The following is a 17,438-nucleotide window of genomic DNA, read 5'->3' on the forward strand; positions in this document are numbered from 1 at the left end:
CTTACTCCTGAGAAGAACGATGGCGGGTGAAGAAGCGTTTCACCAGCACAAAGAACAGCGGCACGAAGAACACCGCCAGCAGCGTCGCGGTCAGGGTTCCGCCGATAATCCCGGTACCGATCGCCACGCGGCTGTTGGCCCCGGCTCCGGTGGCGATCGCCAGCGGCAGCACCCCGGCAATAAACGCCAGCGAGGTCATCACAATAGGGCGTAGGCGGGTCTGCGCAGCGCGCATGGCGGCACGCGACAGGGAATAGCCCTCTTCCACCGCCGATTCGGCGAATTCGACGATCAGGATGGCGTTCTTCGACGACAGGCCGATGGTGGTTAATAGCGCTACCTGGAAGTAAACGTCATTGCTCAGACCGCGCATCCAGGCCGCCAGCGCCGCGCCGAGCAGCCCAAGCGGGATCACCATGATCACCGAGAACGGCACCGACCAGCTCTCATACAGCGCCGCGAGGCACAGGAAGACCACCAGAATCGAGATGGCGTAGAGGCTCATCGCCTGGCCGCTGGCGAGTTTTTCCTGCAGCGACATGCCGCTCCACGCCCAGGTGGTGCCGGCCGGCAGGTCATTGGCCAGGGCTTCCATCTTGTCCATTGCCGCGCCGGAGCTGAAGCCGCTGGCGTTTTCGCCCTGGATTTCAAAGGCGGCGGAGCCGTTGTAGCGCACCAGGCTTTCCGGGCCGTATTGCCAGCGGGTGGTAGCGAAGGCGGAGAACGGCGTCATGCTGTCGTCGCTGCCGCGCACGAACCATTTACCGAGGTCGGACGGCACGGCGCGGGCGTCGCTTTCGCCCTGGATATAGACCTTCTTCACGCGACCGCGATCGATAAAGTCGTTAACGTAGGTACCGCCCCAGGCGCTGGAGAGGGTATCGGTGACATCGCTTAACGACAGCCCGAGCGACACGGCTTTGTTGTTATCAATATCCACCTGCAGCTGCGGCATTTGCGGCAGATCGTTGGCGCGTACGGACTGCAGCTCGGTACTTTGATTCGCCGCCGCCAGCAGCTGGCTGCGCATTTTCATCAGGCTATCGCGATCGGTGCCGCCGCTGGCCATCAGTTCGAAGGTGAAGCCATTGCTCTGCCCCAGGCCATCAACCGACGGCGGGGTCATGGCGAACAGGGTGGCGTCGCGAATGCTGCCGAGCTCTTTGGTGGCGCGCAGGGCGATGGCCTGAGCGGTATTTTCTTCGCCTTTACGTTCGGACCAGTTTTTCAGCGACACGAAGGCCATCCCGGCGTTTTGTCCGCTGCCGCTAAAGCTAAAGCCGTCGACGGTAAAGATCACGTCGGTATTGGCTTTCTCTTTCGTCAGGAACCAGTCGGTAACCTGGCGGCGAACCTCGGCGGTACGTACCGCCGTCGCCCCGGCGGGCAGCGTATACTGGACCATGATTTCGCCCTGATCCTCCGTCGGCAGGAAGCTGCCCGGCAGTTTCCACATCGCCAGCGCCATGCCGCCGCAAATCAGGACAAAAGCGCCCATCATCATCGCCGAGCGGCGCAGGCCGCCGACCACACGATGCTGATAGCCCTGCTCGGTGCGTCCCCACAGGCGGTTAAAGGCGCCGAAGAAGCCTTTGGTATGCGGTTTCGAATGGCTTAGCAGCGCGCCGCACAGCGCCGGGGTTAAGGTTAAGGCGACCACTACGGAGAGCATCATCGCCGAGATAATGGTCACCGAGAACTGGCGATAAATCACTCCGGTTGAGCCGCCGAAGAAAGCCATCGGCAGGAACACCGCCGAGAGCACCAGGGCAATGGCGATCAGCGCGCCGGAGATTTCGCCCATCGATTTTTCGGTGGCTTCGCGGGCGGGCAGCCCCTCGTCGCGCATGATACGCTCGACGTTTTCCACTACCACGATGGCGTCATCCACCAGCAAGCCTATCGCCAGCACCATCGCAAACAGCGTCAGGGTGTTGATGGAGTAGCCAAACAGCGCCAGCACGCCGAAGGTGCCCAGCAGCACGACCGGAACCGCCACCGCCGGGATCAGCGTGGCGCGGAAGTTTTGCAGGAACAGATACATCACGCAGACCACGAGGATAATCGCCTCGAATAGCGTCTGAATCACATCCTCCACCGAGATTTTGATGAACTCGGTGCTGTCTTTCGGGTAGGCGATATCGTAGCCCTGCGGCATCTGGCGCTGGAACTCGGCAATCTTGTTTTTCACCAGCGTCGCGGTATTCAGGGCGTTAGCGCCCGGCGCCATCATCACCGCGATCCCCGCAGCCGGGTGGCCGTTGAGATTGGCGGAGGCGGTGTAATCTTCGCTGCCCATCTCCACGCGGGCGACGTCGCTCAGGCGCACCACCGACCCGTCGCTCTTGCTCTTGACGATAATCTCTTTGAACTGGGCGACGGTTTGCAGCCGCGACTGGGCACGGACGGTGGCGGTCAGCTGCTGCGCGTTGGTGGCGGGCAGGGCGCCGATTTTACCGGCGGACACCTGCACGTTCTGCGCTTCAATCGCCGATTGTACATCGGATGGCATCAGCGAATAGGAGGCCAGTTTGGTCGGGTCCATCCAGATGCGCATGGCGTACTCCGCGCCGAACACCTGCAGGCTGCCGACGCCCTCAATACGCGCCATTGGGTCCTGCATATTGCTGACCAGCCAGTCGGAGATATCGGAGCTGGTGGCTTTGTTGTTTTTGTCATACACCGCGAGGATCAGCAGGAAGCTGCTCTGCGATTTCTCCACCGTCACGCCGGACTGCTGAACTTCGCTCGGCAGGCGCGACTCCGCCTGCTGCACTTTGTTCTGCACCTGAACCTGGGCGGTATCCGGGTCGGTACCCTGCTCAAAGGTGACGGTAATGCTGACCGAGCCGTCGGAGCTGCTGGTGGACGTAAAGTAGAGCAGGTTGTCCAGTCCGGTGAGCTGCTGCTCGATAACCTGGGTCACGCTGTTTTCCAGGGTTTCCGCAGAAGCCCCAGTGTAGGTGGCGGAGATTTTTATCGCCGGCGGCGCGACGTCAGGGTACTGGGCGACCGGCAGAGTGCGGATAGCCAGAATCCCGGCGAGCATAATCAGAATGGCGATAACCCAGGCGAAGACCGGGCGTCGCACAAAGAAGCGGGAAAACATCAGGCGTTGCCTCCGTCATTTTTGACTTCGGCGGCTTTGACCTGCTGTCCCGGCGCCACTTTGCCGGTTCCTTCAACAATCAACCTGTCGCCGCTCTTCAGGCCGTTGACGATCAGCCATTTGTCGCCGTAGGTTTCGCCAGTTTCCACGCTGCGCTGTTCAACCTTGTTATTAGCGTCAACCACCAGCGCGGTGGCATCGCCTTTGGCATCGCGAGTGATGCCCTGCTGCGGGGCGAGGATCGCATCGTTCATGATGCCTTCGTCTATGCGGGCGCGAACGAACATACCGGGCAGCAGCACGTGCTGCGGATTGGGAAAGACCGCGCGCAGCGTGACCGAACCGGTCGATTCATCTACCGCCACTTCGGTCAGCGCCAGGCGACCTTTTTCGCTGTAGGTGCTGCCATCTTCAAGAGTCAGGGTGACGTTAAGGGTATCGCTGTTGCTCGCCAGGCTTTGCTTACGCAGGCGCAGCAGATCGACGCTGGATCGGGTGAGATCGACGTACATTGTATCCAGGCCGCGGATCGTCGCCAGCGCGGTATCCTGATCGGCGGACACCAGCGCGCCCGGCGTGACGGAAGAGATCCCGATGCGCCCGGCAATCGGTGCGGTCACGGTGGTCCAGTTCAGGTTGATGCGCGCGCTTTCCAGCGCCGCTTTTTTCGACTCGACGCTGGCCTTATCCTGGTTACAGGTCGCTATCGCGTCATCGGCGTCCTGACGGGAGACGCCGTTATCTTTGACCAGCACCGCGTAGCGCTGGGCTTTTTGGCAATCGGCGATGACCAGCGCCTGGGCCTGTTTCAGCGATGCGGCGGCTTCGTTAAACGTCGCGCGATAGCTTGACGGGTCGATTTGGTACAGCGCCTGTCCGGCTTTGACCATATCGCCCTCGGTAAACAGGCGTTTTTGCACGATCCCGCCAACCTGCGGGCGCACTTCTGCGCTAAGCGAGGCGGTGGTGCGTCCGGTCAGGCTGCTCACCACCGGGACAGGCTGGCCTTGCAGGGTCACGACGCCGACTTCCTGCGTCATCTGCTGCGGGGAAGCGTTTTGCGCATTATCGCACCCGCTAAGGAGAAATAATGCTGCTGCGATGGGGGCTAAAGTATATTTCATTATATTTTCTCAGGATGAACGACGTCCGCCCCGCAAATTCACTGGCGGGGTGATAGGCCGGGCGATGATGCATCTCCGGGCAAGCACAAATAACCAAAGGGGAAATAAATATTCCTGTTTGCAGTAAATGACTCTGCGAATACCGCTATTAATTAAGCGGTTTTTCCGACATTTCCCCGTGCGGCGAATACGGTATCAGACGGCGGTTACAGGCGCTGAACCGAGGGATGACGCCTGCTACAGGGCATTTTTCATGGGGTTCTCCATGGTTTGTGTTTTTGAGAATGATCGTTCTCATTTTTTCCCATTATACGTCTGAACCGAATGATGGGAAGATTTTTTACACAAAATTTAGTGCAGGGAATTTAGTCAGGAAATAATGGAGAAAAAAAGGATATTTTGTGAAAGTAGGATGGTGAATGGTCTATGAAAAATAAAAGATGGAGATAATCAATGACATTAATAATAACAGAGAACATTAATCCCGCCGATCAAGAAGAGCTGCTGACGGGGCTGCGGGAATTCAATCTGCGCTTTCTTGACCCAGCCCAGTTCGGCGAGCTGGGCGTTTATTCACGCGATGCTGCTGGCGAGATGCGCGGGGGATTGATTGCCAAACGCAAGGGCAGCTGGCTGTGCATTGAGTATTTGTGGGTCAGCGAAGCTTCGCGCGGCAGCGGCCTGGGCAGCGAGCTGATGTATGAAGCGGAATCTCAGGCGCGGTCGCGTGGCTGCAGCCATATGCTGGTGGATACGTTCAGCTTTCAGGCGCTGCCGTTTTATCAGAAGCTGGGCTATCAGCTGCAGATGTCGCTGCCGGACTTCCCGCACGTGGGTATGCAGCGCCATTATTTGTCGAAAGTATTGTAAAGCAGCCCCCAGGAGACCTCCCGGAGGCGGCGCTGTGCGCCTGTCCGGGCTACCCGAACGCAGACGGCTGTAAACCTGTAGCCCGGCTAAGCGCAGCGCGAGCCGGGGAGAATTAGCCGCCGATCCCGCTGCCTATCAGCGCCAGGGCATGGCTGACAATCATCTGCTTGTCCACCGATTGCAGCCGCGGATCGGTGTGGGTGCGGGAAAAAGGTACCAGCACCAGGCTTATCAGCGTGGTAAACAGCAGCTCTGGGGAGAGCGCCGGATTAAGCTTGCCCTGCTGCTGCCAGCGGCGCACCGTCTCCAGCGTCTTGTGGTACTTCTCATCGCCAAAACGCGCGTGCATCTGCTGGCGCAGCACCGGCATCTCGCCGATGATCTCCTGCATCCACAGCGGCGCGAACCACGCGTTTTTCTCCGCCATGGCCGCCAGGGTTTCAATCAGCAGCGTAAAAGCGGTGACCGGATCGTCGCCATGCGCGACAAAAATCTGCCCGATTTCGCTGCGCAGCGGCATAAAGCGCTCCTCGATCAGCTTTTCCACCAGCGCTTCGCGCGAGCTGAAGTAGTAGTGCAGCATCGCGGGCGTTACCCCCGCCTCTTTGGCGATGGCGTTCAGCGAAATGCGGGCGATCCCGTGGCGGGCAAACAGCGCCAGGGCAATATCCATCAGCTGTTCGCGGTTGGCGGGGCCGGATTTCTGCCCGCGCGGGCGACCGGGCCGACGCGGGGCTTCATTGTCTTTTTGTGCTGACATCCTGTGGCGATCCCTTGACCAGATTCATCATTTCCCTAAATATTAATTATGCATTTAATTAATTTCAAGCGAGTCATGCTATGACATCTGAAATCGCCAGCCAACCGGCGGTGCCCTCGATCCGCCTGCTCTTCAGCGCCCTGCTGCTGGTGATGCTGCTCTCGGCGCTGGATCAGACCATCGTCTCCACCGCGCTGCCGACCATTGTCGGCGAACTTGGCGGTCTGGATAAACTCTCGTGGGTGGTCACCGCCTATATCCTGAGTTCGACCATCGCGGTACCGCTGTACGGCAAATTCGGCGATCTCTTCGGGCGAAAAGTCGTTCTGCAGGTGGCGATTGTGCTGTTTCTTGCCGGTTCCGTTCTTTGCGGGCTGGCGCAAAATATGACCCAACTGGTGCTGATGCGCGGCCTGCAGGGGCTGGGCGGCGGCGGCCTGATGGTGATCAGCATGGCGGCGGTGGCTGACGTCATCCCGCCCGCGAATCGCGGCCGCTATCAGGGGTTATTCGGCGGCGTCTTTGGTCTGGCGACGGTGATCGGACCGTTAATCGGCGGTTTCCTGGTACAGCACGCCTCCTGGCGCTGGATTTTTTATATCAACCTGCCGCTGGGGCTGTTTGCGCTGCTGGTGATCGGCGCGGTCTTTCACAGCAGCAACAAGCGTAGCCAGCACCAGATCGACTGGCTGGGAGCGATCTACCTCAGCATGGCGCTGCTGTGCATCATCCTTTTTACCTCCGAGGGCGGCAGCGTCCGCGCGTGGAGCGACCCGCAGCTGTGGTGCATTCTGGCTTTTGGCCTGGTCGGGATTATCGGCTTTATTCATGAAGAGCGGCTGGCCAGCGAGCCGATTATTCCGCTCTCCTTGTTCCGCAACCGCAGCTTTTTGCTGTGCAGCCTGATTGGCTTTGTTATCGGCATGGCGCTGTTCGGCTCGGTGACCTTCCTGCCGCTCTATTTACAGGTGGTCAAAGAGGCGACGCCGACCGAGGCGGGCCTGCAGCTGATCCCGCTGATGGGCGGCCTGCTGCTGACGTCAATCATCAGCGGGCGCATTATCAGCCGTACCGGTAAGTATCGGGTGTTTCCGATTATCGGCACCCTGCTGGGGGTCGTCGGCATGGTGCTGCTGACGCGCATCACCATCCACTCCGCGATGTGGCAGCTGTACCTGTTTACCGGGGTGCTGGGAGCAGGCCTGGGGCTGGTGATGCAGGTGCTGGTGCTGGCGGTACAGAACGCGATGCCCGCGCAGATGTACGGCGTGGCGACCTCCGGGGTCACGCTGTTTCGATCGATTGGCGGTTCTATCGGCGTGGCGCTGTTCGGGGCGGTATTTACCCACGTGCTGCAAAGCAACCTGCTGCGCCTGCTACCGGAAGGGGCACAGCTGCCGAGGGCGCTGAACCCGGCGGCGGTACAGAATCTCCCGGCGGAGATCCGCCTCGATTATCTGGACGCCTTCGGGTCCGCTATCCATGCGGCGTTTCTGATGGCAGCCTGCATTATGGCGGTGGCGTTTGCGCTCTCCTGGCTACTGAAAGAAGCGCCGCTGAAAACCGGCGCACGCTAGACGGCGGCGGCGATACGCAACAGCGCCTGGCGCAGAGCCGGCGCGGCGAAATCGATGAATTTACGCAGCTTAAGCGGAGCCAGATCCCGGGAGGTGTACAGCAGGTGCACCGGCGCAGGCTCTGGTTCCATCGCCTGCAGGAAAAGCGTCAACTCGCCGCAGGCCAGACCGTCAATCGCCTGGTAGTGCAGCAGGCGCACCACGCCTGCCCCCAGACGGGCGGCGTCGGCGGCGCTTTCGGGTGTAGTCAGCGACAGCACCGGCTGCAGCGCCACCAGCCGGTCCTCCGCCTCTTCGGCGTTAAAGCGCCAGCCGCGATAAGGCATCGGCGATTCAATACGAACGATCGGTAGCGCGGCCAGCTCGCGCGGGCGTTGCGGCATGCCGTGCTTTTCCAGCAGGGCCGGGTGCGCGCAGGTGACGATGCGCATTTCGCCCAGCCGGGTGGCCACCATCCCGCTGTCCGGTAGCGCGCCGATCCGTACCGCTAAATCAATATGATCGCCCACCAGATCGGCGTTGCGGTCGCTAAGCAGTAAACGGACGCGAATCTGCGGGTAGCGGGCGAGAAAATCCGTCACCACCGGTAAAACATGCTGACGGCCAAACATGGTCGGCGCCGAGAGAACCAGCTCGCCTTTTGGCTCCTGATATTCGCCCGCCGCCTGGCGCTCGGCGTTCTCCACCTCTTCGAGAATGCGCCGCGCGGCGGCGACATAATCGACGCCGGTATCGGTCAGCGTCAGCTTGCGGGTGGTGCGGATCATCAGGCGCACGCCGAGGGTATTTTCCAGTTCGCCAACCTGGCGGCTAACGGTGGTCAGGGGCATATTTAACGCCCGCGCCGCCGCCGACATGCTGCCGAGTTCGGCCACTTTCACCAGCAACGCCATCGCGCTGAGTCGGTCCATAATTATCCCGTTTTTCGGAAAGATGATTGTCATATTGCCACTATTATCTTTTCTGCCTGCACAGTCCATGATGAGTTACGCCGCAACGCATCGGGAGGACCTATGCCAGCAGAATTTCTTGATATCGCCATGACGCCGGACGTGATGGCTGTCCAGCATGAAATGGGCAGCGATGAGCTGTGGCAGTCGCCGCATCGCCAGCGCCGGGGTGAGCGCTTCGGCGCCAGCGAGGAGGCGATGATTGCCACCCGCGACAGCTTCTATCTGGCCACCCTTTCGCAAACCGGCTGGCCCTATATTCAGCATCGCGGCGGCCCGGCGGGCTTTCTGCATCTGCTGGATGACACCACCCTGGCGATGGCGGATTTTTCCGGTAATCGACAGTACATCACCACCGGCAACCTGCGCGGCAGCGATCGGGCCTGTCTGTTTTTGATGGATTACCCGCGCCGTGCCAGGCTGAAAATCTACGCCACCGTAGAGGTGGTGGCGGCGGATGCCGACCCGCAGCTGCTGGCGCGGGTCGCGCCGGCGAACTATCGGGCCCGGATTGAGCGTATTTACCGTTTTCATTTGCAGGCTTTTGACTGGAACTGCCCCCAGCATATTACTCCCCGCTACACCGCTCAGCAGGTGGCGGAGTATAGCCAGACGCTGCAACAGCGTATTGACGAACTGGAGCGGGAAAACCAGCGCCTGCAGCAGCGTATTCAAACAGGAGATTCATGATGACCGAACAACGTCCGCCTCTGCCGCCGTTCACCCGCGAGAGCGCCGCGCAAAAAGTCCGTGCCGCAGAAGATGGCTGGAACAGCCGCGATGCCGCTAAGGTCGCGCTGGCCTATACCGTCGATAGCGAATGGCGCAACCGCAGCGAATTTGTTCACGGCAGAACGCAGATTATCGACTTCCTGCAGCGCAAATGGCGTAGAGAGCAGGAGTACCGGCTGATTAAGGAGCTGTGGGCGTGGAGCGATAACCGTATTGCGGTACGCTTTGCCTATGAGTGGCACGACGACAGCGGCAACTGGTTTCGCTCCTACGGCAACGAGAACTGGGAATTCGACGAGCACGGACTGATGCAGACGCGCTACGCCTGCATCAACGATCTGCCCATCACCGAGAGCGAGCGTCTGTTTCACTGGCCCCAGGGCCGTCGCCCGGACGATCACCCGGGGCTGAGCGAGCTGGGGCTGTAAGGCGCGTCCCCGTTCTGCGAAATGAACCTCACCGTTGAAGAGATCCCCGGAGACGGCGCTGCGCACCTGTCCGGGCTACGCGATCGCAGCCGACGGTGAACCCGTAGCCCGGGCAGGCGCATTGCGCCGCCCCCGGGAGAAAGGCGGAAGATGATTTTATTTCCGGTTGCGGTTTTTGCGTTTAAAACCTCGCCCTAAAGTCGTTATAGTTTCAGACGAAAAATAATAACGATTTTCTATGGACTGACGGGGTTATAACAATGAAATTGCGTTTACGGACAGCCGCCGCCGTGGTGCTGGCGAGCCTGCTGCTGGCGGGCTGCGACCAGAAGGGCAGCGATGCGAAGCACATTAAAGTCGGCGTCATTAACGGCGCGGAACAGGATGTGGCGGAAGTGGCGAAGAAAGTGGCCAAAGAGAAATATGGCCTCGACGTCGAGCTGGTGGGCTTTAGCGGCTCGCTGCTGCCGAATGAGTCCACTAACGCTGGCGATCTGGACGCCAACGTCTTTCAGCATCGCCCGTTCCTCGAACAGGATAATAAAGCCCACAACTATCGTCTGGTGGCGGTGGGCAACACCTTCGTCTTCCCGATGGCGGGCTACTCGCGCAAAATAAAATCCGTCGCCGATCTGAAAGACGGCGCGACCATCGCCATTCCGAACGACCCGACCAATCTGGGCCGCGCGCTGCTTCTGCTGCAGCAGGAGAAGCTGATTACCCTTAAAGCGGGCACCGGCCTGCTGCCGACGGCGGTCGATATCACCGACAACCCGCATCACCTGAAAATTATGGAGCTGGAAGGAGCGCAGCTGCCGCGCGTCATCGACGACCCGAAGGTCGACGTGGCGATCATCAGCACCACCTACCTGCAGCAAACGGGCCTTTCCCCGGTGCGCGACGGTATCTTTATTGAAGATAAAAACTCGCCCTATGTGAATATCATCGTGACCCGCGAAGACAACAAAGACGCGGAAAACGTGAAAGCGTTTATCCACTCCTACCAGTCGCCGGAAGTGGCGAAGGCGGCGGAGACGATCTTCAACGGCGGCGCGGTGCCCGGCTGGTAATTTTTCACACAAGGAGACGTGGCGATGACCCGGCAACGCCAGGCTGATTTGCTGCTCATAGCCGCGACGGTTATCGCCGCCTGCGGATGGATTTTTTCCCGTGAAGCGATTGCTGGCATGCCGGTTTTCGCTTTCCTCGGCCTGCGCTTTTTCTTCGCCGCGCTGCTGCTGCTGCCTTTCTGTCGCGGCCTGCGCGTCGAGAGGCAGCACTGGCCGCGCATGATTATCAGCGGCCTGTGGTTTGCGCTCAACCTGTGCCTGTGGATCTACTCGGTATCGACGACCCCGTCGCTGGGCGAAGGGGCGTTCATTATGAGCCTGTCGATGCTGTTCGTGCCGCTTACCGCCTGGGTGATGATGAAGGCGCGGCCGGCGCGGGCCTACTGGGAGTGCCTGCCGATTGCGGTTGTCGGTCTCGGCTTACTCAGCCTGCATATGCCGATTGCGTTTCACCCCAGCCAGGGCTGGTTTCTGCTGACCGCGCTGGTGCAGTCGATCTGGTTTTGCTACACCAGCAAAAGCGCCCGCGAGGTGCCGCTGATCCCGCTGACCACCGTACAGCTTGGCATCACCGGGCTCGTCGGGCTTGGGATCTCCGCCGTCGTTGAAAGCTGGAGCCAGCCGTTTACCCTGCCGACTTTCGGCTGGCTGCTCGCCAGCATCGTTATCGCCACCAGCCTGCGCTTCGGCCTGCAAATGAAGGGGCAGAAGTACGCGGCGGTCGCCAGCGCGGCGATTATCATGGTGCTGGAACCGCTGCTGACGGTGATTGCCGCCGCGCTGTGGTACGGCGAACAGCTACCGCTGCAGAAAATTATCGGCGGCCTGCTGATCCTCGTCGCTCAGCTGTGGTTCCGCTGGCGGATGCTGAAGCCGCTACGCTAAACCGATGCGCCGCTGCGCCATCAGATGCAGCAGCGGCACCAGCGATAGCCCGTCCGGCATCTCGCCGCGGGCGATTAGCTGGCCTATCTCTTCGAGGGTAAACCAGCCCGTTTCCATCACTTCGTCCTGATCTTCATCCATTCCCACCCAGGTCAAATCGTGGGCCAGCCAGGTAATAAACAGCTGGTCGCTGCTGCCGTAGGAGGGGTTATAGCGGATAATTTCGTCGGCGCGCTGCGCCTGCCAGCCGGTCTCTTCCCGCAGCTCGCGCAGGGCCGCCTCGCGCGGGTCTTCGCCTTCGTCGACGCCGCCGGAAGGAATCGCCCACACCACCCGATCGATCAGGTAACGGTAGTGGCGAATCAGCAGCACTTTGTCATCCTGCATCGCCACAATCCCTACAGCCGGGCGAGGATAGTGAATGGAGTAAAAATCCTGCCGATCGCCGGGCGCCATATCAATCCCGACCTTGCGCATGCTGAACCAAGGGGTGTCTGCCAGAACCTCGACATCGTGCATATCGGCGGAGGTGAGTTTCTTTTTCATCGTAGCCACTGTTCCTCAAAGTTGAGCGTTCAGCACACCATAGCCGGGAGCCAATGGCAACCGTCGCAGATTGGCCCGATTTCATCGATCATTGCCCAAACGCCCATATTGCGCCAGGCTTGTGGGACGTACGATGTTCGCCAGATAACCGCGAAGAGGAATGAACATCATGAAAATCACCCATGTGCGTAATGCTACCCAGCTTATTGAATATGCGGGTAAAAAATTTTTGATTGACCCGATGCTTTCAGCCAAGGGCGCCTGGGCGGGCTTCGCCGGTACCGCGCGCAGCGAGTTGCGTAACCCACTGGTGGAATTACCTTTTTCCATTGAAGCGATCGTTGACGTGGATGCCGTTATCGTCACCCACACCCATGATGATCACTGGGACGAGGCGGCGATCGCCGCGATCCCCAAAACCCTGCCTGTTTACGTCCAGCATGACGCCGACGCTCAGCTGCTGCGCGGCCAGGGCTTTCGCGATATTCGTCTGCTCTCTGAGGACAGCGCGTTTGCAGACGTTTCGCTGGTGAAAACCACCTCGGGCCAGCACGGCAGCGACCGCACCTATGCGGTGCCGGCAATGGCCGAGCGCCTGGGCGAAGCCTGCGGCGTGGTGCTGCGCCATCCGCAGGAGAAAACTCTGTGGCTGGTAGGGGATACTATCTGGCGCGATGAGGTGGAAGCCGACATGCTCAGGCTGCGCCCTGACGTGGTGGTGCTGAATGCCGGGTATGCGCACGTCATCGGTTTTGGGCCGATCATCATGGGCAAAGAGGATGTGCTGAAGGCGCACTTCACCCTGCCGGAGGCCAAAATCGTCGCCAGCCATCTGGAAGCGGTGAACCACTGTCTGCTCAGCCGCGATGAGCTGCGCCAGTACGTGGCTGACAATCAGATTGCCGAGGCGGTCAGTATCCCTCAGGATGGGGAAAGTATGGTCTTTTAAAAGCGGAGCGGGCGATGAAACTCACGGAAGTGGCGATTGTGGCGGTGGACGGGTTTAGCCCGTTCCACTACTCGGTGCCCTGTATGCTATTTGGCGATACGGTCTCGGAAACCAAACGCTTTAACCTGCATATTTGCGCCGAACGGCCCGGGCTGCTGAGCGCCCGCGATGGATTCGCGCTGAACGCCAGCGGCGATTTTTCCCTCCTGGAGCAGGCGGATATCGTGGTGGTGCCCTACTGGGGGGCGGTAAATCAGCGCCCTCCGCAGTCGCTGCTGGACGGCCTGGTTCGCGCGCGCAATAACGGCGCGCAGATCGTCGGCCTGTGCCTCGGGGCGTTTGTACTCGGCTACGCCGGGCTGCTGGACGACAGGCGCGCGGCGACCCACTGGGAGTTTGAGCAGGATTTTCAGCGCCTGTTTCCGCAGGTGCGGCTGGATATCAACGCGCTGTACGTTGACGATGAGGGGATTATCACCTCGGCGGGTACCGCGGCGGCGCTCGACTGTTGCCTGTATCTCATTCGTCAGCGCTTTGGCAGCCTTGTCGCCAATCAGATCGCCCGGCGGATGATCGTCCCACCGCACCGTGAGGGCGGCCAGGCGCAGTTTATCGCCCAGCCGGTACCGAAAAACACCCGCGACGCGCGGATAAACGGCCTGCTTGAGTATCTTCAGCAGCACATTCGCGAACCGCATAATCTCGACTCGCTGGCGCAGGTGGCGGCGATGAGCCGCCGGACCCTGACCCGCCATTTCGCCAAAGCGACCGGGATGGGCATCGCCGACTGGCTGGCCGCCGAGCGCCTGCGGCGCAGCCAGCACCTGCTGGAGGCGGGGGATTTACCGGTCGGGCAGGTGGCGGAGGAGGTGGGCTATCGCTCCGCCGTGACCTGGCGCCAGCAGTTTAAAGCGCGCTTTGGCGTCAGCCCGGCGGAGTGGCGGCGCACCTTTCGCCGCGGAGCTTAGCCGCCGCGAATCAGCTCAATATCGGCGACGGTGCCGTGCTCGACGGGCGTCAGGTAATCCAGCCGCAGCGGTTCGGCAAGCAGGTTATTCATCTGCGCGATAAAATTCTGGAAGTGCGGCAGGGCGACATGCGCGTCCAGCGCTTCCTGATTGCGCCAGGATTCGCGCATATAGAACGTATCCGGCGCGTCGCGCAGCTGAAACAGGGCGTAATCGAGGTTGCCCGGCTCCTGACGCGTCGGCAGCAGGAGCGCCTGCAGGGCTTGCCGCAGCGCATCTTGCTGGCCCGGCTTTGCCTTCAGCACTGCGATAATCGAGATCGCTTCGTTGCTCATCTTAAAAGCCCTCCAGCACGATTTTGCCCACCGAACGCCCGGTTTCCAGCTGTGCGTGCGCTTTTTGCAGGTTGGCGGCAGTGATGGCGCCGTAGTGCTCGCCGAGGGTGGTCTTAATGGTGTTGTCGTCAATCAGCGCCGCCACGCGGGTCAGCAGCTGATGCTGGGCGATCATATCCGGCGTTGCGAACATCGAGCGGGTAAACATAAATTCCCAGTGCAGGGAGATGCTTTTTGCCTTCAGCGGCACGACGTCGAGGGTTTCCGGGTCGTCAATAAGCGCCAGCTTGCCCTGCGGTGCGAGAGCGGCGATCAGCTGCGGATAGTGCTGGTCGGTATTGGTCAGGCTGGCGACATGGGTCACCGTTTTAACACCAATCCGCGCCAGCTCGTCGGCGAGCGGTTTGCTGTGATCGATAACATGATACGCCCCCGCTTCCCGTACCCATTTCTGGCTTTCCGCACGCGAGGCGGTGCCAATGACCGTCATGCCGGTCAGCTTGCTGGCGAGCTGGGTCAGTATCGAACCGACGCCGCCCGCCGCGCCGACGATCAGCAGCGTGTCGCCCGCGTTGCCGCCTTCCTCTACGCCAAGGCGGTGGAACAGCAGCTCCCAGGCGGTGATGGCGGTGAGCGGTAGCGCGGCGGCGGAGGCGTTATCCAGCGAACGCGGTTTGCGGGCGACGATGCGTTCGTCCACTAACTGAAACTCGCTGTTGCTGCCCGGGCGGCCCAGCGCGCCGGCGTACCACACTTCATCTCCCGCGGCGAACAGCGTCACCGCGCTGCCGACGGCTTTCACCACGCCGACCGCGTCCCAGCCCAGCACGCGTGGGGTATCGGCGTTAAACCCGGCGCGGACTTTGGTATCCACCGGGTTGACGGAAATGGCCTTCACTTCAACCAGCAGGTCATGCCCCTCGGCAACCGGCTGCGGCAGCTCGATGTCGGTTAAAAAAGGAATATTGCTGCCTTCGGTCGCTGCGCGAGTAATGGCGATCGCTTTCATACACTCTCCGGTTTTGAATGAAGTTCATCGTTTGAATGTATTGAGGATAGACCGCGGCAGGCGGGGGAAAAATGGCCCGACGGCGATAACAGTTATATTGAAAAAGTGAAAATCAGCGGACGCGATAAAAATCGAGCATCACGCCGTCCTGCGTGCGGCCGCCGGAACAGATAAACAGCGAGGTGGTGAGCCAGCGCAGCGCCGGCGTATCCACTTCAAAAGCCGGTACGGTGCGAAAATAGATAGATTCCGGCGGAATATCGCTAAAAAAGCGCATATCATCGCCGAAAAGACGTTCTTTGTACTCTTCGGGTAGGCGGCGAATGCCGTTGTTTTCGATGTATACCGTGCCTTCTTCCACGTGTAATGCATAGCGCGCGGAGAGGCGGCAGGTGCCGTCAGGCTCGACGATCTGGCTGTCGACGCCGCCGGGTAAGACGTGGCCGTTGAGCTCACCGCGTACGATTCCGCTGAGGATAGGGATCAGCTGACGTTTCCCGCTCTGCGGGCTGCGGGAGACGATGACCGGTTTGTCGACCTCAATGGTGATAGAGAAGCTGTGTTTGAGTTCGGGTGTCATCATTGGTCTCCTTTTAAGCCACGTTATCCCGTTAGTGTAAGGATTTAAAGGTGAAGGGAATAACGCAAACATTGGATGGAAATGATTGGCTGGGGAGATGGGAGTGAACAAAAACGGCCGCGATCGCGGCATTATTTGGCGTATTCTGCTGACATAATGCTTTCACACGGACGCGAGGAGTAAAGATGAATACGCTATTTCTGATTGGCCCCGGCGGGGTGGGAAAAAGCACGGTTGGAGCGCTGCTGGCGCAGGCGATGAACTACCGGTTTATCGATCTCGATAGCGAATTTTGCGAGCAGCTTTTAAATATTCGCCAATATATTCAGCGCAATGGATACGAGCGCTATGTGCGTGATAACGCCGCGCTATGCTCTCGCCTGCTGGCGGAGAATCCGCATAAAAAACGAGTGGTGGTGCTCTCCTCGGGATTTCTTGCCACCGATGTCTGCCCGGAGATTGTCGCGGGGAATCGGCAGCTTGTGCGGCAGTCCGGGTATTCCATCCTGCTATTGCCTTCAGAGGATATCGATATCGCTACGCGCATCGTGGTCGCGCGCCAGCTGATGCGCGGCTTTGGTCTGGTCAGAGAAAAAGAAGAGATGAAGTTCCGCCAGCGCTTTAGGGAATATTGTGCATTAGACGATTGCCGGGTAGTTTCGTCTGAGGAGCCGGAGAGGGTGGCGGAGCTGGTGCGGGAGAAGGTGGCTGCGGAACAGCGGAAACAAAAAAGCCTGGAGGCGATGCGTGAGCTGAGTGAACTATCACAGAAGCTGGGATTGTATAACTAAGCATCCTGCAACACAGCCCTGTGGGAATTGCACAGGCCTAAAGATAATCCCGGATCGCGTAGGCCGGGCAAGGCGCCGGTCGGCAGAAAGGCAAGCACAGCAGGTAAATACCTCTCGTACGCGCAAATAAACACGGCGTTCGCTGGCGCGAATATCGCGGATGCGCTCCAGCATCTCATAGAAATAATCGGGTACAGCCGATGTACCAACAGGCGGATTTTTTAACCGCTCATCGTCCATCACAAAACCTTTGATCAGGTATTCCTGGAGCGTCTGGGTCGCCCACTGGCGGAACTGAGTGCCGCGAGGGGAGCGAACGCGATAGCCAACGGCAAGTATCAGAGGCAAACTAAAGAGTTGAACCTGATAATTTTTTCCATCACTGGCAGTTGTTCGGTAAAACCGAACAACTGAATTTTCCTCAAGTTCGCCTTCTTCAAATATATGCTTTATATGCTCGCTGATGGTGGCTTTCGCTTTACCATAGAGTTCGCAGATCATTGCCTGCGAGAGCCAAAGTGTATCGCTTTCAAAGCGGCATTCAACACGTACTTTCCCATCACCGCTGGCAAACATAACGAACTCGCCTATGGGGGACGACGTTAAGTGTTCATTTGCCATATAGCCTCCGGGTTAACCTGCTTTGGTTCGCATAGTATGTCAGAAGAGCATAAATTTCATTAGACGGACGATTAACCCGGCGTCATTTGGGAGCGGCTATCCTGAAGGCGAACATGTCCGGGCGTCAGACGAGA

Annotated in this window: 17 protein-coding genes and 1 pseudogene; 9 read left to right on the forward strand and 9 right to left on the reverse strand. The window is 59.6% G+C overall.

What is annotated here, in order from left to right; all coding sequences use genetic code 11:
• Position 1 precedes the first annotated feature (1 nt).
• Both eefB and GUC22_RS00295 read right to left on the reverse strand, forming a co-directional pair.
• Entirely contained in the window at positions 2-3,109 is a 3,108-nt protein-coding gene (gene eefB / locus GUC22_RS00290) for a multidrug efflux RND transporter permease subunit EefB (RefSeq protein ID WP_004133144.1), read from the reverse strand.
• Positions 3,109-4,233 (reverse strand): efflux RND transporter periplasmic adaptor subunit, encoded by a 1,125-nt coding sequence (locus tag GUC22_RS00295; RefSeq protein WP_049131596.1) that lies wholly within the window; start codon positions 4,231-4,233, stop codon positions 3,109-3,111. The genes eefB and GUC22_RS00295 overlap by 1 nt, the downstream gene beginning before the upstream one ends.
• A 453-nt stretch (positions 4,234-4,686) precedes the next feature.
• Here GUC22_RS00295 and GUC22_RS00300 point away from each other — a divergent pair, with 453 nt between their 5' ends.
• Positions 4,687-5,103 (forward strand): GNAT family N-acetyltransferase, encoded by a 417-nt coding sequence (locus GUC22_RS00300; protein ID WP_154948609.1) that lies wholly within the window; start codon positions 4,687-4,689, stop codon positions 5,101-5,103.
• Positions 5,104-5,215: 112 nt separating this feature from the next.
• On the opposite strand, the gene GUC22_RS00305 is transcribed toward GUC22_RS00300, so the two are convergent.
• The gene (locus GUC22_RS00305) at positions 5,216-5,863 is read right to left on the reverse strand and encodes a TetR/AcrR family transcriptional regulator (protein WP_154948611.1); all 648 of its coding nucleotides are present in this window, start codon (positions 5,861-5,863) and stop codon (positions 5,216-5,218) included.
• An 80-nt stretch (positions 5,864-5,943) separates the two neighbouring features.
• On the opposite strand from GUC22_RS00305, the gene GUC22_RS00310 reads away from it, so the two are divergent.
• Entirely contained in the window at positions 5,944-7,440 is a 1,497-nt protein-coding gene (locus GUC22_RS00310; RefSeq protein WP_024359680.1) for an MDR family MFS transporter, read from the forward strand.
• Here GUC22_RS00310 and GUC22_RS00315 read toward each other — a convergent pair.
• Positions 7,437-8,351: a LysR family transcriptional regulator gene (locus GUC22_RS00315; protein WP_160183314.1), complete on the reverse strand. Its 915-nt coding sequence runs from the start codon at positions 8,349-8,351 to the stop codon at positions 7,437-7,439. The genes GUC22_RS00310 and GUC22_RS00315 overlap by 4 nt on opposite strands.
• 102 nt (positions 8,352-8,453) lie before the next feature.
• Here GUC22_RS00315 and GUC22_RS00320 point away from each other — a divergent pair, with 102 nt between their 5' ends.
• The 4 genes from GUC22_RS00320 to GUC22_RS00335 all read left to right on the forward strand — a co-directional run bounded on the left by GUC22_RS00320 (position 8,454) and on the right by GUC22_RS00335 (position 11,505).
• Positions 8,454-9,080: a pyridoxamine 5'-phosphate oxidase family protein gene (locus tag GUC22_RS00320; protein WP_024359682.1), complete on the forward strand. Its 627-nt coding sequence runs from the start codon at positions 8,454-8,456 to the stop codon at positions 9,078-9,080.
• On the forward strand, positions 9,080-9,550 hold the full coding sequence (locus GUC22_RS00325) for a DUF1348 family protein (protein ID WP_024359683.1): 471 nt from the start codon (positions 9,080-9,082) through the stop codon (positions 9,548-9,550). The genes GUC22_RS00320 and GUC22_RS00325 overlap by 1 nt, the downstream gene beginning before the upstream one ends.
• Before the next feature lie 260 nt (positions 9,551-9,810).
• Positions 9,811-10,620 carry a lipoprotein NlpA gene (gene nlpA, locus GUC22_RS00330; RefSeq protein ID WP_049131726.1) on the forward strand — a complete coding sequence of 270 codons (810 nt, stop codon included), beginning with the start codon at positions 9,811-9,813 and terminating at the stop codon, positions 10,618-10,620.
• 24 nt (positions 10,621-10,644) lie between these two features.
• Positions 10,645-11,505, forward strand: coding sequence for a DMT family transporter (locus GUC22_RS00335; RefSeq protein WP_049131725.1), 861 nt, complete (start codon positions 10,645-10,647; stop codon positions 11,503-11,505).
• Here the strand turns inward: GUC22_RS00335 and GUC22_RS00340 are convergent.
• Positions 11,497-12,051: an NUDIX hydrolase gene (locus tag GUC22_RS00340; protein WP_098141447.1), complete on the reverse strand. Its 555-nt coding sequence runs from the start codon at positions 12,049-12,051 to the stop codon at positions 11,497-11,499. The genes GUC22_RS00335 and GUC22_RS00340 overlap by 9 nt on opposite strands.
• 169 nt (positions 12,052-12,220) lie before the next feature.
• Between GUC22_RS00340 and GUC22_RS00345 the strand changes: the two genes are divergently transcribed.
• Together GUC22_RS00345 and GUC22_RS00350 are read left to right on the forward strand one after the other, a co-directional pair.
• Positions 12,221-13,000, forward strand: a complete 780-nt coding sequence (locus GUC22_RS00345; protein WP_064371532.1) for an MBL fold metallo-hydrolase — start codon at positions 12,221-12,223, stop codon at positions 12,998-13,000.
• 14 nt (positions 13,001-13,014) lie between these two features.
• Entirely contained in the window at positions 13,015-13,968 is a 954-nt protein-coding gene (locus tag GUC22_RS00350) for a GlxA family transcriptional regulator (protein WP_024359685.1), read from the forward strand.
• Here GUC22_RS00350 and GUC22_RS00355 read toward each other — a convergent pair.
• The 3 genes from GUC22_RS00355 to GUC22_RS00365 all read right to left on the reverse strand — a co-directional run bounded on the left by GUC22_RS00355 (position 13,965) and on the right by GUC22_RS00365 (position 15,892).
• Positions 13,965-14,303: a putative quinol monooxygenase gene (locus GUC22_RS00355; protein WP_004137644.1), complete on the reverse strand. Its 339-nt coding sequence runs from the start codon at positions 14,301-14,303 to the stop codon at positions 13,965-13,967. The two genes, GUC22_RS00350 and GUC22_RS00355, sit on opposite strands and share 4 nt — an antisense overlap.
• Position 14,304: 1 nt before the next feature.
• Entirely contained in the window at positions 14,305-15,312 is a 1,008-nt protein-coding gene (locus tag GUC22_RS00360; RefSeq protein WP_160183315.1) for a zinc-binding alcohol dehydrogenase family protein, read from the reverse strand.
• A 112-nt stretch (positions 15,313-15,424) separates the two neighbouring features.
• Entirely contained in the window at positions 15,425-15,892 is a 468-nt protein-coding gene (locus GUC22_RS00365) for a DUF3237 domain-containing protein (protein ID WP_049131727.1), read from the reverse strand.
• 185 nt (positions 15,893-16,077) lie between these two features.
• Between GUC22_RS00365 and GUC22_RS00370 the strand changes: the two genes are divergently transcribed.
• Positions 16,078-16,683 (forward strand): shikimate kinase, encoded by a 606-nt coding sequence (locus GUC22_RS00370; protein WP_024359690.1) that lies wholly within the window; start codon positions 16,078-16,080, stop codon positions 16,681-16,683.
• Between the two features lie 93 nt (positions 16,684-16,776).
• Here the strand turns inward: GUC22_RS00370 and GUC22_RS00375 are convergent.
• Positions 16,777-17,304: pseudogene (locus GUC22_RS00375) on the reverse strand (virulence RhuM family protein); the annotation flags it as partial.
• Positions 17,305-17,438: the final 134 nt, after the last annotated feature.

The sequence above is a fragment of the Klebsiella sp. MPUS7 genome, assembly GCF_009905335.1.
Lineage (GTDB): Bacteria > Pseudomonadota > Gammaproteobacteria > Enterobacterales > Enterobacteriaceae > Klebsiella > Klebsiella grimontii.